The sequence below is a fragment of the Bradyrhizobium sp. CCGUVB4N genome, assembly GCF_024199945.1.
Taxonomy (GTDB): domain Bacteria; phylum Pseudomonadota; class Alphaproteobacteria; order Rhizobiales; family Xanthobacteraceae; genus Bradyrhizobium.
Genome location: NZ_JANADP010000001.1, coordinates 7,111,337 through 7,133,436, shown reverse-complemented (window position 1 = coordinate 7,133,436; position 22,100 = coordinate 7,111,337). Strand labels below are relative to the sequence as shown.

Below are 22,100 nucleotides of genomic sequence, written 5' to 3'. Positions count from 1 at the left end.
CGCAAAAATCGGGGCCGAAGACTCCGGCAATCTAAGGCGTAATGCGATTTCCATCCCCGTGATGCAACGGGGCAACTATGTGCGATTGCATCACAAATCGCTAAATCAGGCCAAATCAGCCTGTTATGTCTTGAATGTGCCGCTATCTTCGGTCATCTGGCCGTTGACGGCTCGGACGGGGCCCGGGGACTATACAAGAGCGATGATGATCAAACATTTTCTGACGATATGCGCTGCCGCAACAGTCGCTGCGGCGGGAACCTCGCTCGCACAGGCCCAAAGCTATCCGGTTCAGCAGGCGCCGAGCTACGGCGCTCCGGCCGAATACCGGCCCGGCGACCGCACGCCGAACTTCGACTCGCTGGAGGATGACGACGACGCGATGCCGCAGGCCGCGCTGCCGCCGCCCGGTCCGGCCGACGATCCGCGCTACGGCCGTCCGGCCGGCGCTCCCCCGGTTTATTCGGCTGCCCCGCCGCAGGGCCCGGTGATGTCGCCGGATGATCCGCGTTACGGCCGCCCGGCTGGCGCTCCGCCGGTCTATTCGGCCGCGCCGCCGCAGGGGCCGGTGATGTCGCCCGATGATCCCCGCTACGGCCGCCCCGCCGGTCCGCCCCCGGTGATCTATGGCGATCGTTCGGGCCAGGCGCCCGGCAATGATGGCATGCGTCCGCCGGAGGCCGTTGGCCCGGCCGCGACCGGTGCGGTCTCGCCGCAGCCCGGCGCCGGTAACCGGCCGATGTCGGTGGCGTCATTGCCGCCCGAGGAGCAGCCTGATGCGGCGCCGGCGCAGCTCGCGCCGAATCTGCGCCGCCAGGAGGTCGCGTTCCAGACCAAGGAGCCCGCGGGTACGATCGTCGTCGATACTCCGAACACCTATCTCTATTACGTCCTCGGCAATGGCCGCGCGATCCGTTACGGCGTCCGCGTTGGTCGCGACGGCTTCACCTGGACCGGCGTGCAGAAGATCACCCGCAAGGCCGAGTGGCCGGATTGGCATCCGCCGGCGGAAATGATCGAGCGCCAGCCCTATCTGCCGCGCTTCATGGCCGGTGGCGAAGGCAATCCGCTCGGCGCTCGCGCCATGTATCTCGGTTCGACCGTGTACCGCATTCACGGCACCAACCAGCCCTCGACGATCGGCAAGTTCGTCTCCTCCGGCTGTATCGGCATGCTGAACGAGGACGTCTCGGATCTGTTCGACCGCGCCAAGGTCGGCACCCGCGTGGTGGTGATGCAGGGTGGTACGCCGCCGGGAACGGCGACCGCATCGGCTGCGCCTGCGCCGGGCGCGGCTCCCGCCGGTCCGGTCCCGGGCACGCAGCCGACGGTGGTGCCGCCGCTGCCCGCGCCGGTCACCGTGCGCTAAGCGCTGCAAGACAATTGAAATTGCGAAGGGCGTGCCATCGGCGCGCCCTTCGTCGTTTCAGGTCCGCGTCGCTTCAGGCGAGCTTGCGCGGCAGATCATTGCCCTTGGTGAAGGCGTCGATCGCCTCGACCATCTGGCCGTAATGGATGCGCAGACCGTCTTCGGTCGCGTAGCCGAGATGCGGCGTCAGCACGAGATTGTCGAGCTTGCGGAAGGGATGATCGACCGGCAGTGGCTCGACCGAGAACACGTCGATGCCGGCGCCGGCGATCTTGCGCTGCTGCAAGGCCTCAAGCAGGGCCGTCTCATCGACAATCGGCCCGCGCGCAGTGTTGACCAGGAAGGCGGTCGGCTTCATCCGCGCCAGATCTGCGCGGCCGACGAGGCCGCGTGAGCGCTCGCTCAGCACCACATGGATGGTGACGATATCGGCCTTGGCGAACAGCTCTTCCTTGGTGGCATAGCCGACGCCGGCGGCCGCGCACTTCTCCGGCGTCAGGTTCGGGCTCCAGGCGATCACGTTCATGCCGAAGGCCTTGGCGATGCCCGCCATCTTGGTGCCGAGCTTGCCCAGCCCGACGACGCCGAGCGTCAGTCCCTCGATCTCGACGCCGGCAAAGGTCTGCCAGGGCTCACCGGCATGCATGCGCGCATTCTCGCGGCCGATGCCGCGGGTCAGCTCCAGGATCAGGCCCATGGTGAGCGGCGCGGTCGGATCGCGGGAATATTGCGTGCCGCCGAGGGCGACGCCGCGTCCCTTGGCAGCCTCCATGTCGATCGCGGCGTTGCGCATGCCGGAGGTGAGCAGCAGCTTCAGCTTCGGCAGCTTCTCGAACAGGCTCTTGGGGAATGCCGTGCGCTCACGCATCGCGCAGATGATGTCGAAATCGGCCAGCGCGCTGGCTGCGGCCTGCTCGGAGGCGAAGGGATGGCTGAACACGGTGGCATCGACGCGGTCGGACAGTTTCGACCAGTCGGCGACGTCGAGGGCGAGATTGAAATAGTCGTCGAGAATTGCACAGCGCAGCCGCGTCATTAGCGTTCATCCAGGACCAGAGTTGACGGCGAGAGGTGGCGGCGCCAGGCGGAAGGGCGCCATCGTCGGAACCGGGCCATGGTTGCGCGCAATCAGGCCTGTGCGCAAGCAGTCTGGGTCTTCAAGAATCCGTTGGCAAATCCGGGAGGGAACGGCGGCTCAGAGGTCGCGGGGCTTCAGCCGGACCGGCGCATCCATGCCGTGCTTGGCGCGCCAGGCAGGTCCAGGACCGCGCATGTAGTGCAGTTCGGGCCGGTAGGGGTTGAAGGCCGTGGCGAAGAAGCGTTTCCAGAAGCCCTTGATCTCCGAGACGAGCGCGGAGGTGCGGCCGGCTTCTGCCGGAACGGGGAGGGAATGGGTCTCGATCAGAGCCATGATGGGGCCTCGCTGTGCTCCCCGTTCGTTCTGAGCGGGTGGCGCTGTTTCCGCGCGAAACCGAGCTTTGGCCTGATTTATTAAAAGATGGTTTCAATTGTCCGGAACGGGGTCAGGATGGTGTCCGCCCGGTATTCATCCGTGGTGAACGGAGGGAAAACATTGCCCTTTGGGGGCGGGATCGCTACATCGGCGGCAAGCAAAACTCCTCAAATTGAAGGTTTCACGGGACAGATGGCGCGCCAGTTCGTCTACTTCATGGAAGGCCTGACCAAGAGCTACCCGACCCGCAAGGTCCTCGACAACATCCGGCTGAGCTTTTACCCGGACGCCAAGATCGGCGTTCTCGGCGTCAACGGCTCCGGTAAGTCGACCCTGCTCAAGATCATGGCGGGCCTCGACAAGGAATATACCGGCGAGGCCTGGGTCGCCGAAGGCGCCCGCGTCGGCTATCTCGAGCAGGAGCCGCATCTCGACGCGGCGCTTTCCGTGCGCGAGAACGTCATGCAGGGCGTCGCCAAGCAGAAGGCGATCCTCGACCGCTACAACGAGCTTGCGGTCAACTATTCGGACGAGACCGCCGACGAGATGACCAAGCTGCAGGACGAGATCGAGGCCCAGGGCCTCTGGGATCTCGACAGCAAGGTCGACCAGGCCATGGACGCGCTGCGCTGCCCGCCCGACGATGCCGATGTGACCAAGCTCTCCGGCGGTGAACGCCGCCGCGTCGCGCTGTGCCGCCTTCTGCTCGACCAGCCCGAGCTTTTGCTGCTGGACGAACCGACCAACCATCTCGACGCTGAGTCCGTCTCGTGGCTCGAAGGCCATCTGCGCAACTATCCCGGCGCGATCCTGATCGTCACCCACGATCGTTACTTCCTCGACAACGTCACGGGGTGGATCCTCGAGCTCGATCGCGGCAAGGGCATCCCCTACGAGGGCAACTACTCGTCCTGGCTGATCCAGAAGCAGAAGCGTCTGGAGCAGGAAGGCCGCGAGGACGCCGCGCACCAGAAGACGATTGCGCGCGAGCAGGAGTGGGTCGCGTCCTCGCCGAAGGCGCGCCAGGCCAAGTCGAAGGCGCGCTACCAGCGCTATGAGGAGCTGCTCAAGCAGGCGAGCGAGAAGCAGACCCAGACCGCGCAGATCATCATCCCGGTCGCCGAGCGTCTCGGCGCCAACGTGGTCGATTTCGAAACCCTCAGCAAAGGCTATGGCGATCGCCTGCTGATCGACGATCTCACCTTCAAGCTGCCGCCCGGCGGCATCGTCGGCGTGATCGGTGCCAACGGCGCCGGCAAGACCACGCTGTTCAAGATGATCACCAAGCAGGAGACGCCGGACAAGGGCACGATCACGGTCGGCGAGACCGTGCATCTCGGCTATGTCGACCAGTCGCGCGATGCGCTCGACGGCAAGAAGACTGTGTGGGAGGAAATCTCCGGCGGCAACGAACTGATCCTGCTCGGCAAGAAGGAAGTGAACTCGCGCGGCTATTGCTCGTCGTTCAACTTCAAGGGCGCCGACCAGCAGAAGAAGGTCGGCGCACTCTCCGGCGGTGAACGCAACCGCGTCCATCTCGCCAAGATGCTGAAATCCGGCGCCAATGTTCTGCTGCTCGACGAACCGACCAACGACCTCGACGTCGACACGCTCCGCGCGCTCGAAGAGGCGTTGGAGGATTTTGCCGGCTGCGCCGTCATCATCAGCCACGATCGCTGGTTCCTCGACCGTATCGCGACCCACATCCTGGCCTTCGAAGGCGAGAGCCACGTCGAGTGGTTCGAAGGCAACTTCCAGGACTACGAGAAGGACAAGATGCGCCGGCTCGGCCAGGACAGCATCATTCCGCACCGCGTGAAGTACAAGAAGCTGACGCGGTGATCAGCCGGTCTCGCAGGTTCCCGAACCTGTCGAGAAAGGCGTGGGCGCGTGGCAGCGCGTCGTGAAGAAACTGCTTTGGCTCACGCAGCCAAAGCCCTTCGATTTCGCGAGATCGTTGATTCGAGATCAGGACGTCCATCGGCAGATCGACGAGCGTTGCGTCCCAACCCGGAAAGAACCGGCGTGCCCGCCGAAAGCTGAGCGACAGCAGCTGAGCTTCCGTCGTGAGTCCGTGGTAGTCGAACGTATTGCGGCCATCGGTGACGAAGATGTGGTGGCCGATATAGCCGGGCGCCGGCTTGATCCAGCGCGCGTGAAAGCCGAGATCCGCGTATCGTTCCAGAAATGCATAGGCCAGCACCTGGCAGGCGCCATTAGCGAAGAACTGGCGGTCCGGTCGGTGCCATCGACGAACAGGGTCATCCTTGACGTTGACCTTCGGGAAGAACATCGCGCTTCCGACCTTCTCCGGCTACAACCGCAAACGAGCGTTGCGACTCGGTCGATGTCCGAGCCTTCAGGAACAGGTGCGGAAATGCAATATCGGACAATGATCAAGCTGGCCGGCGCCTTGCTATGGTTGGTTCTGCTCGGCTCGCAACCGATCCACGCCGCCGATGCCGCCTTCACGCAGTTCATCGCCTCGCTCTGGCCGGAAGCACAGGAGGCCGGTGTCTCGCGCGCGACGTTCGATCAACAGACGCGCGGGCTCGAGCCGGATTACAAGCTGCCTGATCTGATCCTGCCGGGCCGGCCTGCGACCGGCGCGCCGTCGCAGGCGGAATTCGTGCAGGTGCCGGCGGACTATGTCCGGGAAGGCTCGATTGCGAATCTCGCGGGCGAGGGGCAGCGGTTGCTGCAGAAATACAATGCTGCGCTGACGAAGATCGAGAACAGCTCCGGCGTGCCCGCCACCGTGATGCTCGCGATCTGGGGCCGCGAGACCGATTATGGCCGCTACACGCTACCTTACGATCTCGTCCGCGTGCTGGCGACGCAGGCCTATGTCGGCCGGCGCAAGGACACCTATCGCAACGAGTTCATCCTGTCGCTGAAGATCCTCGGCGAGGGCGTGGTGACGCGCAAGGACATGCGCTCGTCCTGGGCCGGCGCCACCGGGCTCACGCAGTTTCTGCCGTCCGAATATTACAAGCATGGCGTCGATTTCGACGGCGACGGCCGCATCGACATCTGGCACTCGGTGCCGGATGCGCTGGCCTCGGCCGCGCAGCAGCTCGTCAACAAGGGCTGGCAGAGCGGCGTGCGCTGGGCCTATGAGGTCAAAGCGCCGGCCAAGGTCGACTGCACCACCGGCGTGCCCGAGGTGACGAAGCCGATCGGCCAGTGGTTGCGCGAAGGCTTCGTGCCGGTGCGTGGCGAGAAGCTCAGCGCGGCCGAGCAGGCACAGCCGGCATCACTGCTCCAGCCGGAGGGCATCTATGGTCCGGCGTTCCTGACCACGAAGAACTACTTCGTCATCAAGGAATACAATTTCTCGGACCTCTATGTGCTGTTCGTCGGTCATCTCAGCGACCGCATGACGAGTCCGCTCCCGTTCGCGACGCCGTGGTCCGCGTCGAAGCAGTTGCGCACGAAGGACGTCGAGACGATGCAGCGCGGGCTGACGCGCGCAGGTCTCTACAAGGACAAGATCGACGGCAAGGCCGGCATGCAGACGCGCGCTGCGCTCGGCGCCTATCAGAAGTCGGCCGGGCTCAAGGTCGATTGCTGGCCGAGCGAAGAGGTGCTGCGTTCGATCCAGGCGGCGCGCTGACAAGGCCCGCTAAAAAGAAAAAGCCCGGCCGATGGTCTCGGCCGGGCTTCGATCGCGGCGCTCGATCAGCGCCGTGCGATCAGATCAGTAGCAGACGCGAACCGGGCGAACGACCCAGCCGTAACCGTCCCAATAGCGCTGGCGCTGCCAGTAGCAGGGCGGGGGCGGCGGGCCGGGCTCGGCCACGTACACCGGTCCGCCGTAAGCGGGACGGCTCGACGCGATGGCGCCGCCGATGATCGCGCCGCCGAGCAGGCCGGCCGCGATGCCGACACCGACGCCGTCATGGGCCTGGGCGGACGGCGTGGCGGTCACCAGCGAACCGGCGATCGTCGCAACCGTGAGGGCGGCAACAATAGTCTTCTTCATGCTCTTGGCTCTCCTGGGAGATGGACGCACCTTGTTAGAGGCGCCCGGGATTTAAAAGTTCACGCGCATTTGGATCGAATTGGCCTTGCAGCTAGGAAGCGCGCAAATGGTCAATCCGCGGTAAACGCACACGGAGCTGTGACGAGAAAAAGCGGTCTTTTTCAGGCCCGCAGATGAACGGCGCATCCGTAGTGAACCGGCTCATTTTGAATCGGTCCAGCCGAGCGGCTTAACGCGCCTCAGCCGCAAACTCGGACGCGCCGGACGCGCCAGGCGTAGCCGTCCCAGAAGCGCTGCCTCTGCCAGACACAGCCATCGCCATAATAATCGTCGGCGACGTAGCCAGGACCCGGCGCGTAGTAGCGGGGCGGATAGTAGCCGGGGCCGTAACCCGGGCCATACGCGTAGCCCGGTCCGGGTCCGTAATAATACGGGGAGGCCAGTGCGCCCCCGACGATGGCGCCCCCGATGATCCCGGCGGCGACGCCGGCAGCGACACCGCGCTGTGCATGGGCCGGTGTGCCCGCGGCCAAAACCAGGGTGACGGCGGCGGCGACCGCCATAAGCGACTTCTTCATTCGGGCGACCTTTCAGCGAACACGGAACTCTTCCGGCCAAAGTTCCATATTTCGCTTGAATGATCAATGAACGGCGCGTTGGTCGGCCGCGACCAATTGGTGGAAATGGCGGCTTTCAAGCCTGGGAGACGACGATGAACGTCCTGACCAATGCCCTGATCGCACTGGGTGCCGTCGGCGTGGTTGGCTATGCCCTAATCACCCATTTTCAGAACCGCGCGGCGCGCCCGCGCGCGAGGGCAGGCGGTAACGGCGGAAGCGGCGACAGCTATTCGGATACGACGAATGACGGCTTCTCGCTCGGAAGCTGGTTTTCCAGCGACAGTTCCGGAAGTTCGACCGACAGCGGCAGTTGCGCCGTCAGCGATAGCGGCAGCAGTGGCGGAGATTGCGGTGGCGGGGGCGATAGCGGGGGAGGCGGGAGCAGCGATTGAGCCCAGTTCGGTATCATCTTGATCCAGCGCAACGCGCTATTTTAGAGCCGTTCTAGGCTGTTTCCTGGCCAGTTTGGAATAGCTTGAAATACCGGTTTTTCCTTTTGCATCCGGACGGCCCCTTAAATATCGATGATGGCGCATCACCGAAGGGCCTACCGCTTCCATGATCGTTTGTTCCTGTAACGTGCTGAGCGATGACGACATCCGCGCCGCCGTCGCCGAGTCCGACGATGCCGTGCGTCATGCCAAGCAGATCTACGGATGCCTCGGCTGCAGCGCCGAGTGCGGCCGCTGCGCCCGGACGATCAAGACCATCATCGACGAAGCGCTCGGCCCCTGTGCCAAGTCCTGCTGTTCCGGCTGCCCGCACAGCCACACCGTGGCCGCCAACGATGAGGCGGCCCAGCCCGCCCAGTTCGCCCTCGCGGCCTGCTGATAACTTCCGCAAATTCGGCTGAGTTTTTCCCCGGCTGCGTCCCCGTAGCCGGTTGCTCTCGCGTTTAATCTCATTTAGAAGCATTCTAAAGTCGGATAGGTCCGATTTGGACTGCAAGATCTGGAGTGAACCATGCAGGGCGACGCAAAAGTCATCGACTATCTCAACAAGGCGCTGCGTCACGAGCTGACTGCGATCAACCAGTACTGGCTGCACTATCGCTTCCTCGACAATTGGGGCCTGCTGGACATGGCCAAGGTCTGGCGCAAGGAGTCCATCGAGGAGATGGAGCACGCCGACAAGCTCACCGCGCGCATTCTGTTCTTCGACGGCTTCCCGAACATGCAGGTGCTCGATCCCCTGCGCATCGGCCAGAACGTCAAGGAAATCATCGAGTGCGACCTCGCCGCCGAGATGAGCGCGCGCGCGCTCTACCAGGAAGCGGCGACCTACTGCCACGGCGTCAAGGACTACGTCACCCGCGACCTGTTCGAGAAGCTGATGAGCGACGAGGAGCACCACATCGACTTCCTCGAAACCCAGCTTGATCTGATCGGCCGCATCGGCCTTGAGCTCTACACCCAGAAGCACGTCGGCGGGCTCGAGGGCGAGGGGCACTAAGCTCCGTCCAAGTCCATCGCGGTTGCCACAAGCTCAGCTGTCGTCCCGGCGAACGCCGGGACCCATAACCACAGAGAGTGGTTGCGGCGCGAGCTGGTAACTCCAAGTCTTCGCCAAACCACTCCCTGTGGTTATGGGTCCCGGATCTGCGCTTCGCTTGTCCGGGACGACACCGTGATTGTCGTGCCTTTCACAGCTGAGTCTTGTAACGCTCTTCCACGATCTCCTGGCTTTCCGGCTCGCCGAGTCCGGTCTGGTCGTGGATCACCTGGGCGACACTCGGCATTACCGAGCGCTCTACCTTCTCCGGTGCCCATAGCTTTGAGCGCATCAGCGCCTTGCCGCAGTGGAAATAGACCTCGCTGACAGCGACGCTCAGCACCGCACGCGGCGGCTTGCCGAACTCGACCATCGACGCGAGCAGCTCCGGATCGGCCGACAGCGTGCCGCGCCCGCCGACGCGCAGCGTCTCGTCGATGCCCGGCACGAAGAACAGCAGGTGCACGAAGCCCGAGCCTTCGACGACGTTGCGGAAACTGTCGATGCGGTTATTGCCGGCGCGGTCGGGCATCAGCAATTGATTGGGGCCGGCGACATGAACGAATCCGATGCCGCCGCCGCGCGGTGAGGCGTCGACGCTGCCATCGAGGCCTGATGTCGCGAGCACGCAGAATGGCGACATCTCGATGAATTTCTTCGCATGCACGTCGATCGCCGGACGCGCCTTCGCGATCACGCGCGGGGTCGGCTTCGCATAGATGGTGGCAAGGTCTTCGGCGCAGAGGTCGGTCACGAAGGTCTCCCTGATTGAGGCTTCAAGGATATCATTCCCCGGCCTGACCACTATCCCCTTTATGACACCGCCATGGCCAGTCGATCACGCCGGCGCAGTAAAGCGCCCACCAGATGATCACCGGCTGGAGCGCCAGCCGCGGCCCGTGATAGAGCCAGCTGTTGGGGATGGGCGGAAGGTCGATGCCTTCGAGGGCGTGCTTGATGTTCGCCGGCCAGACGCAGAGCGCATAGAGTGCAAGCGCGACGCCAGCCCACCAGCGCAATGGTCGCGTCACCAGCGCGATGGCGCCTGCGATTTCGCAGAGGCCGGTGATGAGGATCAGCCGCGCAGCAAACGGGACCCAGGACGGTGTGATCGCGAGCAGCTTGTCCGGAACACGGAGATGCGCGATCCCCGCTGCAAGGTAGAACGCCGCCAGCACGAAGCGCATCACGGCGCGTGTTCGGTCGTTTGCAGGGGGCATCAGCTGAACTAGCACGCGCGGCGGCGAGGCGCCATCATGCGCGCTACACTGCGTCGGCGGGCACGAAGCAACTGATGATGATGGCGCCGCGGTGGTGGACATACCACACCACGGCTTGACCGACCGGATTGCCGCGATCGCGGATGATGGCGCGCTCGGGCACCTCCATCCATTGTCCCTCGATCGGCACCCAATAGGTGCCTTTGCGCACGTCGTAGTCGGTGCGATGGCCATCGGAGATGTCGCAGCAGGGTACGCCGTTCGGCGCGATCACGCTCTTGAACCAGGCGCGGATGTCGGGCGGAACGTTGTCGTATTGGCCGTTGTCGAACGCGAACGCGGCGCTCGTCATCGCGGCGAGCCAAACGCACAGCGCAAGCCTGTGCATGCAATCCTCCTCCTCATCGCGTGTCGATTCGTATCGTTGACGCGATTAAGCCCGAGCCGCCGGCTCATTGCATGCTCAAATAATATGCGGCGCTGATGCGCCGCATATGATGCGTTGCGACATCGAGGTCGTTCCGACGATGCCTACATCGTGCGCTGCGGTGCAGTCTGCAGCAATTGCCGAACCTGCTCGGTGTAGAATTTCGCGTTGCCGGTAGTGCCGTGGCCCCGCGTCTCGGTGCTTGCCGGGATGAGATACAGCTTGCCGTTCTTGACACGCTTCATTGCAGCGTCGGTCACGCCGGTCTCGGGCGGATTGCGCTCGTCATCGGCGGAATTGATCAGCAGCAGCGAGGCCTCGATCTGCTCCAGCTTGTCGCCGGCGTTGTAGTCGTGCGAGGAATCCCACTGGTAGACGTAGTCGTTGGCATCCGCGGTGATCGGTGTCGCCAGCCGATCGTCGACGATCTTGTCGGCCTTTGCGGCAGTCGGTGCCTGTTGCTGATAGGCCAGCGTGCCGCCGATGCTGGCGATGCCATAGGCCGTGATGGCGTATTTCATCATGCGCGGCTGGCTGGTGTAATTGCCGCCATTGTAATCGGGATCGTTGCGGATGGTGTCGAGCATGATCCGCCGCATCATCCAGTTGCGCGACGCCATCTCGGTCGGTTGCGAGGCCATCGGCACCAGCGCGTCCATGTCCTTGGGATATGTCTCGCCCCACAGCCAGGTCTGCATGCCGCCCATGGAGTTGCCGATCACGAGCCGCAGATGCTTGACGCCGAGGCCTTCGGTCACGAGGCGATGCTGCGCCTCGACCATGTCGTCGTAATTGTATTTCGGGAAGCTCGTCTTCATGCCGTCGGACGGTTTCGACGATTTGCCGTGGCCGATCGCGTCGGGAATGATGATGTAATATTTGGACGCATCGAGCGGCTGTCCGGCGCCGAACATCTCGCCGGCGAATGCGGGTGTCAGCATGCTCGCGCCCGAGCCGCCGGTGCCGTGCAGCACGAGCACCGGTTGTCCGGTCGGTTCACCTACAGTGGTGTAATGCAGCTTCAGTTCCGGCATGACCTCGCCGGTGTGGAACTTGAAATCCTTGGCAACCCAATCGCCCTGTTTCGGCGCCGGATAGTCGGCGGCGAATACCGATGTCGAGATGGACAGCAGAATGACCGACAGCGCCGCACAAGAAGCTTTCATGTTTGTCTCCCCATAAGCGGCTCATGGCTCGTGGCCGCGTTGGGATGGACTTTAGCAGAAGTGTCCGGAAAGATGTAGGATTTCGGCTCCGCCGATCGTCTTATGAGGAAATCATCGGGAGAGACTGCATGTGTCGCAACATCAAGACGCTGTTCAATTTCGAGCCGCCGGCGACGGAGGGCGAGATCCATGCCAGCGCGCTCCAGTTCGTGCGAAAGCTCTCCGGCTTCAGCAGGCCGTCGCAGGCCAATGAGGCAGCCTTCGACCGCGCGGTCGTCGAGGTCTCGGAGGCTGCGCGAAAACTCCTGACGTCGCTTCACACCCATGCACCGGCGCGCGACCGCGAGGTCGAGGCGGAGAAGGCGAAGGAACGTTCGCGGCTGCGTTTCGGCTAACGGTCCGGCCGGGCTCGACCGTGATCTGGCTCACGGAAGCGATGGCCGTCACGCGCGATGATGCTCGCCGGGGTTTTGACAACCCGGAGCACGATCATGAACCGCCCCCTTCTTCCGCTGAAAGCAGGTGCCATCGTTTTCACGCTGTTGTGGACCGCGTGGATGATGTGGTGGAGCGGCTCGTTCTCGAGCGCGAACATGGTGATCCTGGCCATCTGCGGCGCGGCGGTCGGTTATCTCTGGTACCGCGCCATGCGCTGGCAATTCGAGCGCATGGGCATGCTGCCGCGGCGTGAGGATCGGAAGTAGGCGCTAGTCCTTGTGACCGTGCTTCTTCTTTTTCTTCTTTTTCTTGTGATCGTCGTCTTCGTCATCCTCGCCATCGGCGGAGGCATCGTCAGCCTCCTGCACGGCGGCCTCCAGCGCCGCACGCTCGGCAGCTTCCTGCGCTTCGCGCTCGGCGGCCTGCTGCTCGCGCCGGCGGCGGCGCTCATCCCAGGCGTCGAAGAGTTGCTCGAGCCAGGGGAGCACCTGCTCGATCGACGGTAATTGGCCGGGCGGACCGGCTTCGCCGCGCGGGCCTTGAGGACCGGCGGGCCCTTGCGGACCTGCGGCGCCCTGCGATCCGGCGGCGCCCCGCGCACCGGCTTCGCCCGCCTTGCCCGGCAGACCTGCCTTGCCCTGCGCTCCGGCTTTTCCGGCCGGTCCCGGCTTGCCCTGCGGGCCCGGCTTGCCGCGTGCGCCGTCGGGGCCCCGCTTGCCCGGATGACCCTGCGGTCCCGGCCGTCCCGGTTCGCCCTGCCGTCCGCGCGGACCCTGGGGTCCCTGCCGTCCCTGTTCGTCTGCCACGCCGCTGCTCCTTTTGCGCACGCAAGCTACTTAGCGGCGTTTGACGACAGCAGCAATTCCGCCCGCGCCTCGTGGCGGGCTTGATCAACATCAATCGGCGCGGCGGAGCGCGGCCCGGCGCGTCAATCGTGATACGCCGGCACCTCGATGCCGGACGCCGCGTAGATCCTGATCTTGTTGCGCAGCGTGCGCACCGACAGGCCGAGCACGCGCGAGGCACGCGTGCGGTTGCCGTCGCAGCGTGCGAGCGTCTGGAGCACGAGCTCACGCTCGACCTCGCCGACGGTCGCGCCGATCAACAGTGGAACGATCTCATTGGGTGCAAGAAATTGCGCGCCCTGCTCGGGCGCCGCGACATGAACAGTGGTCATCAATACACTCCCCGATCAACGCCCGCTTCCATCGTTGGAAGCGGATCGAGAACAAACGACCCCCAAGCCGAATATCCTAAGCCGTACATCTACGGTGGGCGGGTTTGGTTAACGAAAGGTTAATTGCGCGCGATCGCACGAATTGACCTTGGGAATGCCGCCGCGCCGCCGCGATTGGCACGAGATGCATAGCGATGCGGACCGATTTCGCGCCTCACACCGTGCGATATCCGCCGTCCACCATCACGATCGTACCCGTGACGTAGGACGACAGGTCCGAGGCGAGGAAGATCGCTGGGCCGACGATGTCCTCCGGCTTGCCGGTGCGCGCGAGCGGGGTGTGGTCGACGAAGGCCTGCACCAGCGCCGGATTGGTGGCGCGCACATGAGCGTTGATGTTGGTCTCGATGAAGCCCGGCCCGATCGCGTTGACGCGCACGCCTTCCTTGCCGAGCTCGACCGCGAGCGCCTTGGTGAAGCCGAGCACACCGTGCTTCGAGGTGGTGTATGCCGCCGAGCTCGGCGTGCGCAGATGCACGAAGGACTGGATCGAGCCGATATTGACGATGCGGCCCTTGGCTGCACGTAAGGGCGCGAGGAACGCCTGCGTCATGTTGAAGACGCCATTGAGGTTGAGCGAGATGATGTCGTTCCAGTCCTTCGCGACCGCCTCGGTCTCGGCGGTGAAGGCGTTGCGGCGGGTGATGCCGGCATTGTTGACGAGGATCGAGACCTGCCCGACCTTGTCGGCGATGGTCTTCGCCAGCGCAAAGCAATCGTCGCGTTTGGTCACGTCGAGCGCAAAGCTCTCGGCCTTGCCGCCGGCCTTGCGGATCTCCTCGGCGGCTGCCGCGACCGTGTCTCCGTTGACGTCGAGCAGCACCACACGCGCGCCCTCGCGGGCATAGCCGGCGGCGATGGCCCGGCCGATGCCGGAACCGGCGCCCGTGACGACAGCGATGTGGTTTGCGAGCAATGCCATGACAATTTCCTCCCGGATTCGTTTCTAAGTTTCATGAAAGGCTAACTCGAAATTAAGGGGTCGGAAACGGCCGCCTTGGCATACTCGTCTTCATTGCTAAACGTTGCGCGCATGATGGAACGACTTGAATCCTGGAAATTGGCGCTCGAGCGCCTGCGGTCGGCGGAATTCGCCGATTGGGCCGAGGCAGGGCGGCTGGTGGCCGAGATCGTGCGGATGAGCACCAATGCCACGCTGCGGCAGGCCGCCGAGCAGGCGCTGCCCGTGTTGCGCCAGGCTGCCGACAATGACGATCACGGCGTCACGCTGGCCGCACGGCGCCGCGTCGGCGTGATCCTCGACGTCGTCCATGATCTGACCGCGCCACGCTTCGGCCGCCGCAACGCCGCGCCGAAGAAGCTGTCCAGCGAGGACCGCGCGCGCAAGATGCTGGGCCTGCCGCTCGCGGTGCAGCTCACTTGCGACGACATCAACCAGGCCTATCGCCGCGCCGCCAAGGGCATGCATCCCGACCAGGGCGGCAGCGCGCAGGCCTTCATCGACCTCAGCTCCGCGCGCGATATTCTCATTCACCCCGGCGCGCACAAGGACGCCTGACGGCGCTCAGCTCTTGTTGACGCAGCTCGGATAGGGCGCGGCTTCGCCCGGCATGATCGGGCAGAGATCGATCGGGCTCAGATCGCGCAGGCGGGCTTCCCAGCGGTCGTCGTTGACCGGCGGCTCGTCGCTTTCGGGGCCGCGCTCGGCCCACTGGATGGTGTAATAGTCGGTCGTGCCCTTGAGCGTGATCAGCAGCGCAGTCTCGCTGTGCCGCGTCGGGCCGCTGTCGATGCGGCCGCAACCGACCACGGCGACAAAGCCCTCGAAGCGGCCGAATGTCGTCTCGCCCAAAGGCCTCGCCGCAAAACTGTCCGGGCAGGCCGTCTTGAATCCGCCTGCGATGGTGCCCGCAAAAATCTGCGGCGATGCGCCCGGCGTCAGCGTCATGCCCTTCTCGCCGGTGACCGTGATCATCTGCGTCCAGCGCTCGGGCGTCTCGCCCTTGAGCACGGCTTCGCGGATGTAGTGGCCGCCCTTGGTGTTCTCGAACACGGCCGCGAAATTCGACGGCATCGCGAAACTGACGAGCTGGCTGAAGATCGGCGAGATCACGCGGAAGGATTGCGGGGCTTGCGCCTGCGCCGCTGCGGCGAGCAGCAGCAAAGCGGAGAAAGCAGCCAGCGTCGTCGTCCGTGCGCGCATCGACCTGCTCCAATCCGCGAGGTGAAAAAACGACCGGGCAAGGATGCTAGTATCGCATCCTTGCCCGGCCCTGTCGTCCGCCGATCGAATTCTTACCAGCTGCAGTGACCGGCCTTCAATGCGTTATCCTTCAGCGCGAGCGCGTCGAGGAAGGTCGGCACGGACGCGCTGGCGCGATGGTAGCCGGCCGGCCACGGCGTGGTCGGGATGCTCTCGTCCCAGATCTGGCACACGCCGCTGTCCTGCCAGCGGATCAGATGATAGCCGGCTTCGGCCGGGCTCGCGGCGACGAAGGCGGCAGCAGCGACACCGGCGGCAGCGCACAGCATGGAAAGACGACGCATGGATCAGCTCCTCAAAATGAAAGATGTGATGCGCCTCCCGACAATGGCGGGGAGGGGTTGCGGGGCGCTCTCAGCCTGTGCCCCGAACAAGAGGTGAGTAGTTCCGTGTGCTGATCAGGTTCAAACCGCAAATGGCGGAAATGGCGGAATTCGCTGGCCAAAAGCAGAGGGCGGGCTGCCTGCGCAACCCGCCCTCGAAACTCGATTGGCCGATCGGCTCAGAGAAAGCAGCGGCGCTCGGCGCGCAACTTGATCTGCAGCTCGGAGGCCTGCGTGAAGGTCGGGAGCGGCTTGCTGACGACCTTGTAGGTCGACGCGCCCCACTGGAACGGCTTGTAGCGGAGATCCTCGTTCCAGACCTGGCAGATGCCAGTGTTGTCCCAGCGGATCACGTAATAGCCGGCTGCCGCCGACGCCGGCACGGCGAACACGGAAGAAGCGATGCCGGCAACGGCACAAAGGGCGAGAACGCGACGCATGAAAGATCTCCTGATGGGAAACGTGACGGGAGACTGGTGCGGCAAAACTGCGCAGCTTGCAAGCCCGGCGTGACCGATCACGGATATGTCAGGCAGATCCCGGTTGACTATCCTTTCGCCAGCGAGGCCACCGCCTCGATCTCGATCAGCATCTTCGGATCGGGCAGCGCGTGCACCACGCAGGTGGTGCGTGCGGGAAAGGGCGGCGGGCCGAACGCGCCGGCATAGAGCGCATTCATCGCGGCCACGTCCGAGGCGCGGGTCAGGAGCACGTTGACCTTGGCGAGGTCGCGCATCGTGGCGCCGGCCTCGTCCAGCACGCGCTTGATGTTGACGACGACATTGGCGAATTGCGCCTCGAAGCCGTCGGGCAGCGCACCATGGGCGTCGAAGCCGGGAATGCCGGAGACGAACAGCAGGTCGCCGACGCGGGTCGCGAAGGAGAGCGGCGGCGCCTTGACGTGCGGCGGGGCAGCGAAATGCTGGATCGGCATGGGGGACCTCGCATGCAATGATGATGGCGTGCGGGAGAGCGTAGCGTCATGCGGGGCATGCTCCAACACAAAACGCGAAAACAACCCCATGCACAGTACGGATCATTGGCGAAATCGAGATTTCGGGAAGACAGAAAAAATGTTTGACCCGTCGGGCAAAACACTGGCAGGATGGCATGGTGGGGTGATGCGGGGGAGCGCGGGCGGGTTGCTTCGCCTCTCCCCGTAAGAACGAGGCGAGGGAGCGCACCGACGGCGCTCCCCATCATGTTGCCGCCGCGATCGATCGGATACATTGCAGCGACTGATTCGCTTTCCCCTTGAAAAATAGCCCCCGGAGACGCCTCATGAAGATTGCTTCCACCCTGCGTGCCGCGCTCGTCGCCCTTGCAGCACTGGCCGGCCTCTCGACCGCGGCGCAGGCCGATGGCGGCACCGTGGTGCTGACGATCTACAAGGCGGGCTGGATCATCGGTGGCTCCGGCGGTTCGGGCGTGCTGAACTTCCGCGGCCGCGCCTATTCGCTCTCGACCGGCGGGCTCGATTACGGGCTCGTCTTCGGCGGCTCCAAGACCGTGCTGCGCGGCCGCGTCTCCAACATCAACCGTCCCTCCGATGTCGCCGGCGTCTATGGCGCCGCCGGTGCCGGCCTCGCGGTCGGCCGCGGCGCCCGCGCCATCGTGCTGACCAACCAGAAGGGCGCGGTGCTGGAGCTGTCGGGCTACCAGACGGGGTTGATGGCGAATGCCGATCTGAGCGGGCTTGCGATCACGATGCGGTAGGAGACGGTGTCGTAGGGTGGGCGAAGGCGCACTTGCGCCGTGCCCACCATCTCTCTCGATCGCGAAAAATGCGTGGGCACGCTTTGCTTTGCCCACCCTACGAGATCCCGGCCGTGGCTACTTTCCGCTCACCATCGCATGAACCCGCTCGCAATGCGTGACGAGGTTCTTGTGCGCATCGACGAACGCCTTCAGCGGCGTCGGGATCGGGAAATAATAGATGTTGGCGATGAAGCCGTAGATGCCGGCATCGCAGCTGGTCGGCCGCTCGCCATCGACGAAACCGTTTGCGGGCACGATCTCGGCCAGCACCTGCAGATCGGCCAGTCCTCGTGCGTAGGCCTGCTCGGGCGTGTAGCGGCCGATGCCCTGGTAGTGATAGCGCTGCGCATTGTAGGCCTTCGCCTTCTCGAAGCCTGCGGCGTCGATCTGCGGATGCTGCGCAATGAAGCCGTCGCGAAACGCGGGATAATAGCGCTCGTCCTTCCAGCGCGAATAGGACATCACCCAGTAGAGATCGTCGAGCATGCGCGTGACGAGATGATGGGTGCGGCGCTGCGCGGGCGACAGCGCGGCATCGATGGTCAGATGATATTTGGCGATCGCATGCGCGATGATGGTCTCGCTGTCGCCGATGGTCTCGCCGTCATCGACCACGTAGGGAAGCTGCCCGCGTGGTGCCGTGGAGGCGTCGAACACATGCTCGTGCACGAACGGCACACCGGCGAGCTTCAGGAAAGCGTAGACCTTGAGCCCGTAGCCGTTGTTGTCGGCGACGCCGAACAGCTCCGGATACGAATAGAGGGTCAGCATGATGGCTCCTCCCAGTAAAATTGGACTATGGGGCCGGTTGGTCCGCGCGCTTGCCGATGGTGTGCGCCTGCGCGCGCTTGCTGGAGCGGATCATCAGGAACGAGCCTGATGTGCCCGGCAGCCGCCAGCGCCCGTCGATCTCGGTCGCCTCTCCGTTCATGATGCCATCGTAATGGACGATGTCGAAGCCGTAACCTGGCGGCTCGTAGCGTTTGACAAACGACACGGCGTGGCCTGAGCGATGGCCCGTGATCGAGGCGCTGTGGGTTCGCACCGGACAGCGCGGATTCGAGCAGGGTTCGGTGACGTGGCCTGCGAGCGCGCCGCCGGCCTCGACCAGCGTCGCGGTGAACGTGACCATTCCCGTGCCGGGTTGAATGTAAGTGCCGTCCCAGACACCGGAGAGATCGTCGCTCATGGCGGCGGCTTCCTCGACATGACGTGCGCCGGTTGAGGCTCGGCTGTTCCGTCCCACGTTCTTTCACTCCAAGTCGTATCGCCGCCATCACGCCCTTGCAATAGGCTGCATGCGACGTCGATCGATCGGAGGACGGCCGGCGTCATTCATTTGACGGAGGTAAGGCGAATTGCGGGTTAGCTTACCGCGCCGTGGACTTGTGCGAACTCATCTGACCGTGCCGACCACGTAACAGCCGCGCGAGCTTTCGTAGCACGGCTTCCATTCGCTGAAGCTACTGTCCCAATAGACGTTGTAAGTGGCGCATGGGTGCGCCTGATTTCCACATTGGCCTGTTTGCGCCTCCGCAGTCTGGAGGAATTGCCGGGCCGCGATGATGCTGAGCGCTGCTGCAATGACCGTCAGCACGGATTTGGTGTATCGGTCTGTCATATCCAATCCTCCAATCGCTGCAAAATAATAAACCTATGGTAGTGCAGGCTAGCAGTGCACACTGATGCAAGGCAAGCGCAGGACGCGAGGAGCGGAGCAAAATTCGCCCCAGGACCTGCTTGGGCCTAAAAAATTCCGTATCGCTGTCGGGGCGACGTGCCCGGGCTCGTCCTTGGGATGGCGGCTTGCAGTTCGCCCGTCCGGTCCCAGACAAAAGGATATTCGCATATGACCTCCATCACGCCGTTTCTCTGGTTCGACAACAATGTTCCGGAAGCCGTCGCCTTCTACAAATCGGTATTCCCTAACGCGAAGGTCGAGACCGTCAGCGATTTCATGGCGGTGTTCGAGCTGGAAGGACAGCGCTTCAACGCGCTCAATGGCGGGCCGCAATACCGCTTCAACGAGGCGGTGTCGTTCTTCATCAGCGTCGAGACGCAGGACGAGGTCGACTATTTCTGGAGCCGGCTCACCGCCGACGGCGGCGAGGAATCGAGGTGCGGCTGGCTGAAGGACAAGTTTGGGCTCTCGTGGCAGGTGGTTCCGACCGCGCTCGGCCGGTATCTCGGCGATGCCGATCGCACCAAGGCCAATCGCGTCATGCAGGCGATGATGGCGATGCGAAAGATCGTGATCGCGGATCTCGATAAGGCGTATGCGGGGTGACGCAGTGACGCGTCGCGGTTTGGCGGAATGTCGTATCCAAACCGAAAGTGTCGTCCCGGCGAACGCCGGGACCCATAACCCCAGGGAGTGGTTTGGCGAGGACTCGAAGTCCGGTACTGCTGTCGCCACAACCGATAGAATCCGCGGTATGGGTCCCGGCGTTCGCCGGGACGACGGCTGAGTGTGACGTACAATCGCTAATCCACGCTCACGCCGATCTACTTCGCGAGCGCGCTTTGCATCGCTATACTGCCGACATCAGCAGGATGGTGATCTCATGGCAAACGAATTGGCAGGCAAGGTTGCCGCGGTGACCGGGGCCGCGTCGGGCATCGGCCTGGCGAGTTCCGAGGCGATGCTGGCCGCGGGTGCGCGCGTGGTGATGGTCGATCGCGACGAGGCCGCGCTGAAGGCGCTCTGCAGCAGGCATGGTGACGCGGTGATCCCGCTGGTGGTCGATCTGCTAGACCCGAAGGATTGCGCGACGCTGCTGCCGCGCGTTCTGGAGAAGGCAGGGCAGCTCGACATCCTGCATGCCAATGCGGGCACCTATGTCGGTGGCGACCTCATCGATGCCGACACGATGGCGATCGACCGGATGCTGAATTTGAACGTCAACGTCGTGATGAAGAACGTGCACGACGTGCTGCCGCACATGATCGAACGCCGGAGCGGCGACATCATCGTCACGAGTTCTCTTGCCGCGCATTTTCCGACGCCATGGGAGCCGGTCTATGCGTCGTCCAAATGGGCGATCAATTGCTTCGTCCAGACGGTGCGGCGCCAGGTCTTCAAGCACGGCATTCGCGTCGGCTCGATCTCGCCCGGCCCGGTCGTCACCGCGCTGCTCGCGGACTGGCCGGCGGAGAAGCTCAGGGAAGCCAGGGATTCCGGCAGCCTGCTGGAGGCCAGCGAAGTGGCTGACGTCGTGATGTTCATGCTGACGCGGCCGCGCGGCATGACCATCCGCGACGTGGTGATGATGCCGACCAATTTCGATCTGTAGGGCGCGGTGCCGTAGCTTTTGTAGGATGGGTAGAGCGCAGCGAAACCCATCACCCGGTCTGCGGTCTAGCCAGCCCTGTGGCGCAGTCGAACAGGCGCACCTGTTGCTTCGGTCCAGTTGATGGGTTTCGCTTCGCTCTACCCATCCTACGGAATACGGCACCGTGCCTAGCCGGCCGCCGCCGTGAAAACCGCCAGCTGCGCATCGAACGCGCGCTGGAACGCCGGCCGCGCTTCGCCGCGGGCGACATAGGAGGAGAGGGTCGGATAGTCGTCGAGGATGCGCGATGCAGCCAGCCTGCGCAGCACCGTCACCATCAGGAGATCGCCGGCGCTGAACGCGCCGTCGAGCCAGTCGGCGCCGCCGAGATGGCGGGCCAGTTCGCCGAGCCGGACGCAGACCCGGTCCCTCAGGATCGGCAGCCGCACCTCATACCAGCTGCTGTCACGTTCGGTCAGGATCGCCGTCCCCAGCTCGCCGATCGGCGGTTCGACGGTGTTGACGGCGGCAAACATCCACGCGATGGCGCGCGCCCTGGCGTTCGGCTCGCCCGGCAGCAGACCGGCATGACGCTCGGCGATATGCAGCACGATGGCGCCGGTCTCGAACAAGACGAGGTGACCGTCCTCGAAGGTCGGGATCTGCCCGAACGGATGCAGCGCAACATGTTCAGGCTGCTTGATGTGATCGAACGTTACGAGGCGAACGTCGTAGGGCTGGCCCACCTCCTCCAACGCCCACCGAATCCGCATGTCGCGCGCCAGACCCCTGCCGCGGTCGGGAGAGTTTGCGAAGGCGGTGATGGTGGGCATGCGAGATCTCCGGGGTGATGGCGGTTTGGACCAGAGGACGAACGAGCGGAGCGGATTCCGACAGTCTCTCCGGTGCGCACGGTCCCGTAGGGTGGGCAAAGGCGCGCCCTTCGCGCGCCGTGCCCACGTTCTGTCGATTGGTGGAGAGATCGTGGCACGGCGCTGGGGCGCCTTTGCACACCCTACGAGAGCCAACCCCTCATGGTGAGGAGGCGCGAAGCGCCGTCTCGAACCATGCAGGCCCCGATCTCGCCCGCGGCCATCCTTCGAGACGACCGCTGCGC

Annotated in this window: 32 protein-coding genes; 12 read left to right on the top strand and 20 right to left on the bottom strand. The window is 64.2% G+C overall.

What is annotated here, in order from left to right:
* The first annotated feature begins 205 nt into the window (after positions 1 to 205).
* Positions 206 to 1,369, top strand: a complete 1,164-nt coding sequence (locus tag NLM31_RS33140; RefSeq protein ID WP_254135506.1) for a L,D-transpeptidase — start codon at positions 206 to 208, stop codon at positions 1,367 to 1,369.
* Positions 1,370 to 1,442: 73 nt separating this feature from the next.
* Here NLM31_RS33140 and NLM31_RS33135 read toward each other — a convergent pair whose 3' ends face one another.
* Together NLM31_RS33135 and NLM31_RS33130 are read right to left on the bottom strand one after the other, a co-directional pair.
* Positions 1,443 to 2,405, bottom strand: coding sequence for a D-2-hydroxyacid dehydrogenase family protein (locus tag NLM31_RS33135; protein ID WP_254133480.1), 963 nt, complete (start codon positions 2,403 to 2,405; stop codon positions 1,443 to 1,445).
* Between the two features lie 159 nt (positions 2,406 to 2,564).
* The gene (locus tag NLM31_RS33130) at positions 2,565 to 2,780 is read right to left on the bottom strand and encodes a hypothetical protein (RefSeq protein WP_254133479.1); all 216 of its coding nucleotides are present in this window, start codon (positions 2,778 to 2,780) and stop codon (positions 2,565 to 2,567) included.
* Positions 2,781 to 3,014: 234 nt separating this feature from the next.
* Between NLM31_RS33130 and ettA the strand changes: the two genes are divergently transcribed.
* Positions 3,015 to 4,664, top strand: a complete 1,650-nt coding sequence (gene ettA / locus NLM31_RS33125; RefSeq protein WP_254133477.1) for an energy-dependent translational throttle protein EttA — start codon at positions 3,015 to 3,017, stop codon at positions 4,662 to 4,664.
* On the opposite strand, the gene NLM31_RS33120 is transcribed toward ettA, so the two are convergent.
* A complete protein-coding gene (locus tag NLM31_RS33120; RefSeq protein ID WP_254133476.1) occupies positions 4,624 to 5,115 on the bottom strand; it encodes a hypothetical protein in 492 nt (163 codons plus the stop codon). The two genes, ettA and NLM31_RS33120, sit on opposite strands and share 41 nt — an antisense overlap.
* Before the next feature lie 99 nt (positions 5,116 to 5,214).
* Here NLM31_RS33120 and NLM31_RS33115 point away from each other — a divergent pair, with 99 nt between their 5' ends.
* Positions 5,215 to 6,438, top strand: coding sequence for a lytic murein transglycosylase (locus NLM31_RS33115; protein ID WP_254135505.1), 1,224 nt, complete (start codon positions 5,215 to 5,217; stop codon positions 6,436 to 6,438).
* Positions 6,439 to 6,522: 84 nt separating this feature from the next.
* Here NLM31_RS33115 and NLM31_RS33110 read toward each other — a convergent pair whose 3' ends face one another.
* Positions 6,523 to 6,807, bottom strand: a complete 285-nt coding sequence (locus tag NLM31_RS33110) for a hypothetical protein (protein ID WP_254133475.1) — start codon at positions 6,805 to 6,807, stop codon at positions 6,523 to 6,525.
* Positions 6,808 to 7,046: 239 nt separating this feature from the next.
* Positions 7,047 to 7,385: a hypothetical protein gene (locus tag NLM31_RS33105; RefSeq protein ID WP_254133474.1), complete on the bottom strand. Its 339-nt coding sequence runs from the start codon at positions 7,383 to 7,385 to the stop codon at positions 7,047 to 7,049.
* A gap of 134 nt (positions 7,386 to 7,519) precedes the next feature.
* Between NLM31_RS33105 and NLM31_RS33100 the strand changes: the two genes are divergently transcribed.
* The 3 genes from NLM31_RS33100 (at position 7,520) to bfr (ending at position 8,879) form a co-directional block, all read left to right on the top strand.
* A complete protein-coding gene (locus tag NLM31_RS33100) occupies positions 7,520 to 7,819 on the top strand; it encodes a hypothetical protein (RefSeq protein WP_254133473.1) in 300 nt (99 codons plus the stop codon).
* A gap of 166 nt (positions 7,820 to 7,985) precedes the next feature.
* A complete protein-coding gene (locus NLM31_RS33095) occupies positions 7,986 to 8,258 on the top strand; it encodes a bacterioferritin-associated ferredoxin (protein ID WP_148750587.1) in 273 nt (90 codons plus the stop codon).
* Positions 8,259 to 8,390: 132 nt separating this feature from the next.
* Positions 8,391 to 8,879: a bacterioferritin gene (bfr, locus tag NLM31_RS33090; protein WP_011089420.1), complete on the top strand. Its 489-nt coding sequence runs from the start codon at positions 8,391 to 8,393 to the stop codon at positions 8,877 to 8,879.
* A 190-nt stretch (positions 8,880 to 9,069) separates the two neighbouring features.
* Here the strand turns inward: bfr and NLM31_RS33085 are convergent, their stop codons facing one another.
* The 4 genes from NLM31_RS33085 to NLM31_RS33070 all read right to left on the bottom strand — a co-directional run bounded on the left by NLM31_RS33085 (position 9,070) and on the right by NLM31_RS33070 (position 11,731).
* Positions 9,070 to 9,672, bottom strand: a complete 603-nt coding sequence (locus tag NLM31_RS33085; protein ID WP_254133472.1) for an MSMEG_1061 family FMN-dependent PPOX-type flavoprotein — start codon at positions 9,670 to 9,672, stop codon at positions 9,070 to 9,072.
* A 31-nt stretch (positions 9,673 to 9,703) separates the two neighbouring features.
* Positions 9,704 to 10,105 carry a DoxX family protein gene (locus tag NLM31_RS33080; protein WP_254194994.1) on the bottom strand — a complete coding sequence of 134 codons (402 nt, stop codon included), beginning with the start codon at positions 10,103 to 10,105 and terminating at the stop codon, positions 9,704 to 9,706.
* A gap of 76 nt (positions 10,106 to 10,181) precedes the next feature.
* Positions 10,182 to 10,526, bottom strand: coding sequence for a hypothetical protein (locus NLM31_RS33075; protein ID WP_234680080.1), 345 nt, complete (start codon positions 10,524 to 10,526; stop codon positions 10,182 to 10,184).
* Positions 10,527 to 10,669: 143 nt separating this feature from the next.
* The gene (locus NLM31_RS33070; RefSeq protein ID WP_254133470.1) at positions 10,670 to 11,731 is read right to left on the bottom strand and encodes an alpha/beta fold hydrolase; all 1,062 of its coding nucleotides are present in this window, start codon (positions 11,729 to 11,731) and stop codon (positions 10,670 to 10,672) included.
* Positions 11,732 to 11,859: 128 nt separating this feature from the next.
* On the opposite strand from NLM31_RS33070, the gene NLM31_RS33065 reads away from it, so the two are divergent.
* Both NLM31_RS33065 and NLM31_RS33060 read left to right on the top strand, forming a co-directional pair.
* Positions 11,860 to 12,126, top strand: a complete 267-nt coding sequence (locus tag NLM31_RS33065) for a DUF2277 domain-containing protein (RefSeq protein WP_254133469.1) — start codon at positions 11,860 to 11,862, stop codon at positions 12,124 to 12,126.
* Between the two features lie 96 nt (positions 12,127 to 12,222).
* Positions 12,223 to 12,435, top strand: a complete 213-nt coding sequence (locus NLM31_RS33060) for a hypothetical protein (RefSeq protein WP_254133468.1) — start codon at positions 12,223 to 12,225, stop codon at positions 12,433 to 12,435.
* Between the two features lie 3 nt (positions 12,436 to 12,438).
* Here the strand turns inward: NLM31_RS33060 and NLM31_RS33055 are convergent, their stop codons facing one another.
* From NLM31_RS33055 to NLM31_RS33045, 3 genes are all read right to left on the bottom strand, one after another.
* The gene (locus tag NLM31_RS33055; protein ID WP_254133467.1) at positions 12,439 to 12,975 is read right to left on the bottom strand and encodes a collagen-like protein; all 537 of its coding nucleotides are present in this window, start codon (positions 12,973 to 12,975) and stop codon (positions 12,439 to 12,441) included.
* A gap of 122 nt (positions 12,976 to 13,097) precedes the next feature.
* Positions 13,098 to 13,346, bottom strand: coding sequence for a helix-turn-helix domain-containing protein (locus tag NLM31_RS33050; protein WP_237865850.1), 249 nt, complete (start codon positions 13,344 to 13,346; stop codon positions 13,098 to 13,100).
* Positions 13,347 to 13,560: 214 nt separating this feature from the next.
* Entirely contained in the window at positions 13,561 to 14,328 is a 768-nt protein-coding gene (locus NLM31_RS33045; protein WP_254133466.1) for an SDR family NAD(P)-dependent oxidoreductase, read from the bottom strand.
* A gap of 111 nt (positions 14,329 to 14,439) precedes the next feature.
* Between NLM31_RS33045 and NLM31_RS33040 the strand changes: the two genes are divergently transcribed.
* Positions 14,440 to 14,925, top strand: coding sequence for a J domain-containing protein (locus tag NLM31_RS33040; protein WP_254133465.1), 486 nt, complete (start codon positions 14,440 to 14,442; stop codon positions 14,923 to 14,925).
* Between the two features lie 6 nt (positions 14,926 to 14,931).
* Here NLM31_RS33040 and NLM31_RS33035 read toward each other — a convergent pair whose 3' ends face one another.
* From NLM31_RS33035 to NLM31_RS33020, 4 genes are all read right to left on the bottom strand, one after another.
* Entirely contained in the window at positions 14,932 to 15,570 is a 639-nt protein-coding gene (locus NLM31_RS33035) for a hypothetical protein (protein WP_254133464.1), read from the bottom strand.
* 92 nt (positions 15,571 to 15,662) lie between these two features.
* On the bottom strand, positions 15,663 to 15,914 hold the full coding sequence (locus NLM31_RS33030) for a hypothetical protein (protein WP_254133463.1): 252 nt from the start codon (positions 15,912 to 15,914) through the stop codon (positions 15,663 to 15,665).
* Between the two features lie 218 nt (positions 15,915 to 16,132).
* Positions 16,133 to 16,393: a hypothetical protein gene (locus NLM31_RS33025; protein ID WP_254133462.1), complete on the bottom strand. Its 261-nt coding sequence runs from the start codon at positions 16,391 to 16,393 to the stop codon at positions 16,133 to 16,135.
* A gap of 107 nt (positions 16,394 to 16,500) precedes the next feature.
* Entirely contained in the window at positions 16,501 to 16,887 is a 387-nt protein-coding gene (locus tag NLM31_RS33020) for a RidA family protein (protein ID WP_254133461.1), read from the bottom strand.
* A gap of 347 nt (positions 16,888 to 17,234) precedes the next feature.
* Between NLM31_RS33020 and NLM31_RS33015 the strand changes: the two genes are divergently transcribed.
* Positions 17,235 to 17,669, top strand: coding sequence for a hypothetical protein (locus NLM31_RS33015; RefSeq protein WP_254133460.1), 435 nt, complete (start codon positions 17,235 to 17,237; stop codon positions 17,667 to 17,669).
* Positions 17,670 to 17,786: 117 nt separating this feature from the next.
* Here the strand turns inward: NLM31_RS33015 and NLM31_RS33010 are convergent, their stop codons facing one another.
* From NLM31_RS33010 to NLM31_RS33000, 3 genes are all read right to left on the bottom strand, one after another.
* Complete coding sequence (locus NLM31_RS33010) at positions 17,787 to 18,482, bottom strand: glutathione S-transferase family protein (RefSeq protein WP_254133459.1); 696 nt, start codon at positions 18,480 to 18,482, stop codon at positions 17,787 to 17,789.
* A 25-nt stretch (positions 18,483 to 18,507) separates the two neighbouring features.
* Positions 18,508 to 18,900 (bottom strand): hypothetical protein, encoded by a 393-nt coding sequence (locus tag NLM31_RS33005; RefSeq protein WP_254133458.1) that lies wholly within the window; start codon positions 18,898 to 18,900, stop codon positions 18,508 to 18,510.
* 207 nt (positions 18,901 to 19,107) lie between these two features.
* A complete protein-coding gene (locus NLM31_RS33000; RefSeq protein ID WP_254133457.1) occupies positions 19,108 to 19,332 on the bottom strand; it encodes a hypothetical protein in 225 nt (74 codons plus the stop codon).
* Positions 19,333 to 19,560: 228 nt separating this feature from the next.
* Here NLM31_RS33000 and NLM31_RS32995 point away from each other — a divergent pair, with 228 nt between their 5' ends.
* The gene (locus NLM31_RS32995; RefSeq protein WP_254133456.1) at positions 19,561 to 19,998 is read left to right on the top strand and encodes a VOC family protein; all 438 of its coding nucleotides are present in this window, start codon (positions 19,561 to 19,563) and stop codon (positions 19,996 to 19,998) included.
* Between the two features lie 277 nt (positions 19,999 to 20,275).
* Positions 20,276 to 21,004, top strand: coding sequence for an SDR family oxidoreductase (locus NLM31_RS32990; protein ID WP_254194993.1), 729 nt, complete (start codon positions 20,276 to 20,278; stop codon positions 21,002 to 21,004).
* 167 nt (positions 21,005 to 21,171) lie between these two features.
* Here NLM31_RS32990 and NLM31_RS32985 read toward each other — a convergent pair whose 3' ends face one another.
* Positions 21,172 to 21,816 (bottom strand): glutathione S-transferase family protein, encoded by a 645-nt coding sequence (locus NLM31_RS32985; protein ID WP_254133454.1) that lies wholly within the window; start codon positions 21,814 to 21,816, stop codon positions 21,172 to 21,174.
* Positions 21,817 to 22,100: the final 284 nt, after the last annotated feature.

Bases quoted from the DNA above. Each gene is read 5' to 3' on its own strand.
- NLM31_RS33140 (WP_254135506.1), top strand. From the start codon at position 206: ATGATCAAACATTTTCTGACGATATGCGCTGCCGCAACAGTCGCTGCG.
- NLM31_RS33135 (WP_254133480.1), bottom strand. From the start codon at position 2,405: ATGACGCGGCTGCGCTGTGCAATTCTCGACGACTATTTCAATCTCGCC.
- NLM31_RS33130 (WP_254133479.1), bottom strand. From the start codon at position 2,780: ATGGCTCTGATCGAGACCCATTCCCTCCCCGTTCCGGCAGAAGCCGGC.
- ettA (WP_254133477.1), top strand. From the start codon at position 3,015: ATGGCGCGCCAGTTCGTCTACTTCATGGAAGGCCTGACCAAGAGCTAC.
- NLM31_RS33120 (WP_254133476.1), bottom strand. From the start codon at position 5,115: ATGTTCTTCCCGAAGGTCAACGTCAAGGATGACCCTGTTCGTCGATGG.
- NLM31_RS33115 (WP_254135505.1), top strand. From the start codon at position 5,215: ATGATCAAGCTGGCCGGCGCCTTGCTATGGTTGGTTCTGCTCGGCTCG.
- NLM31_RS33110 (WP_254133475.1), bottom strand. From the start codon at position 6,807: ATGAAGAAGACTATTGTTGCCGCCCTCACGGTTGCGACGATCGCCGGT.
- NLM31_RS33105 (WP_254133474.1), bottom strand. From the start codon at position 7,385: ATGAAGAAGTCGCTTATGGCGGTCGCCGCCGCCGTCACCCTGGTTTTG.
- NLM31_RS33100 (WP_254133473.1), top strand. From the start codon at position 7,520: ATGAACGTCCTGACCAATGCCCTGATCGCACTGGGTGCCGTCGGCGTG.
- NLM31_RS33095 (WP_148750587.1), top strand. From the start codon at position 7,986: ATGATCGTTTGTTCCTGTAACGTGCTGAGCGATGACGACATCCGCGCC.
- bfr (WP_011089420.1), top strand. From the start codon at position 8,391: ATGCAGGGCGACGCAAAAGTCATCGACTATCTCAACAAGGCGCTGCGT.
- NLM31_RS33080 (WP_254194994.1), bottom strand. From the start codon at position 10,105: ATGCGCTTCGTGCTGGCGGCGTTCTACCTTGCAGCGGGGATCGCGCAT.
- NLM31_RS33075 (WP_234680080.1), bottom strand. From the start codon at position 10,526: ATGCACAGGCTTGCGCTGTGCGTTTGGCTCGCCGCGATGACGAGCGCC.
- NLM31_RS33070 (WP_254133470.1), bottom strand. From the start codon at position 11,731: ATGAAAGCTTCTTGTGCGGCGCTGTCGGTCATTCTGCTGTCCATCTCG.
- NLM31_RS33065 (WP_254133469.1), top strand. From the start codon at position 11,860: ATGTGTCGCAACATCAAGACGCTGTTCAATTTCGAGCCGCCGGCGACG.
- NLM31_RS33060 (WP_254133468.1), top strand. From the start codon at position 12,223: ATGAACCGCCCCCTTCTTCCGCTGAAAGCAGGTGCCATCGTTTTCACG.
- NLM31_RS33050 (WP_237865850.1), bottom strand. From the start codon at position 13,346: ATGACCACTGTTCATGTCGCGGCGCCCGAGCAGGGCGCGCAATTTCTT.
- NLM31_RS33045 (WP_254133466.1), bottom strand. From the start codon at position 14,328: ATGGCATTGCTCGCAAACCACATCGCTGTCGTCACGGGCGCCGGTTCC.
- NLM31_RS33040 (WP_254133465.1), top strand. From the start codon at position 14,440: ATGATGGAACGACTTGAATCCTGGAAATTGGCGCTCGAGCGCCTGCGG.
- NLM31_RS33035 (WP_254133464.1), bottom strand. From the start codon at position 15,570: ATGCGCGCACGGACGACGACGCTGGCTGCTTTCTCCGCTTTGCTGCTG.
- NLM31_RS33030 (WP_254133463.1), bottom strand. From the start codon at position 15,914: ATGCGTCGTCTTTCCATGCTGTGCGCTGCCGCCGGTGTCGCTGCTGCC.
- NLM31_RS33025 (WP_254133462.1), bottom strand. From the start codon at position 16,393: ATGCGTCGCGTTCTCGCCCTTTGTGCCGTTGCCGGCATCGCTTCTTCC.
- NLM31_RS33020 (WP_254133461.1), bottom strand. From the start codon at position 16,887: ATGCCGATCCAGCATTTCGCTGCCCCGCCGCACGTCAAGGCGCCGCCG.
- NLM31_RS33015 (WP_254133460.1), top strand. From the start codon at position 17,235: ATGAAGATTGCTTCCACCCTGCGTGCCGCGCTCGTCGCCCTTGCAGCA.
- NLM31_RS33010 (WP_254133459.1), bottom strand. From the start codon at position 18,482: ATGCTGACCCTCTATTCGTATCCGGAGCTGTTCGGCGTCGCCGACAAC.
- NLM31_RS33005 (WP_254133458.1), bottom strand. From the start codon at position 18,900: ATGAGCGACGATCTCTCCGGTGTCTGGGACGGCACTTACATTCAACCC.
- NLM31_RS33000 (WP_254133457.1), bottom strand. From the start codon at position 19,332: ATGACAGACCGATACACCAAATCCGTGCTGACGGTCATTGCAGCAGCG.
- NLM31_RS32995 (WP_254133456.1), top strand. From the start codon at position 19,561: ATGACCTCCATCACGCCGTTTCTCTGGTTCGACAACAATGTTCCGGAA.
- NLM31_RS32990 (WP_254194993.1), top strand. From the start codon at position 20,276: ATGGCAAACGAATTGGCAGGCAAGGTTGCCGCGGTGACCGGGGCCGCG.
- NLM31_RS32985 (WP_254133454.1), bottom strand. From the start codon at position 21,816: ATGCCCACCATCACCGCCTTCGCAAACTCTCCCGACCGCGGCAGGGGT.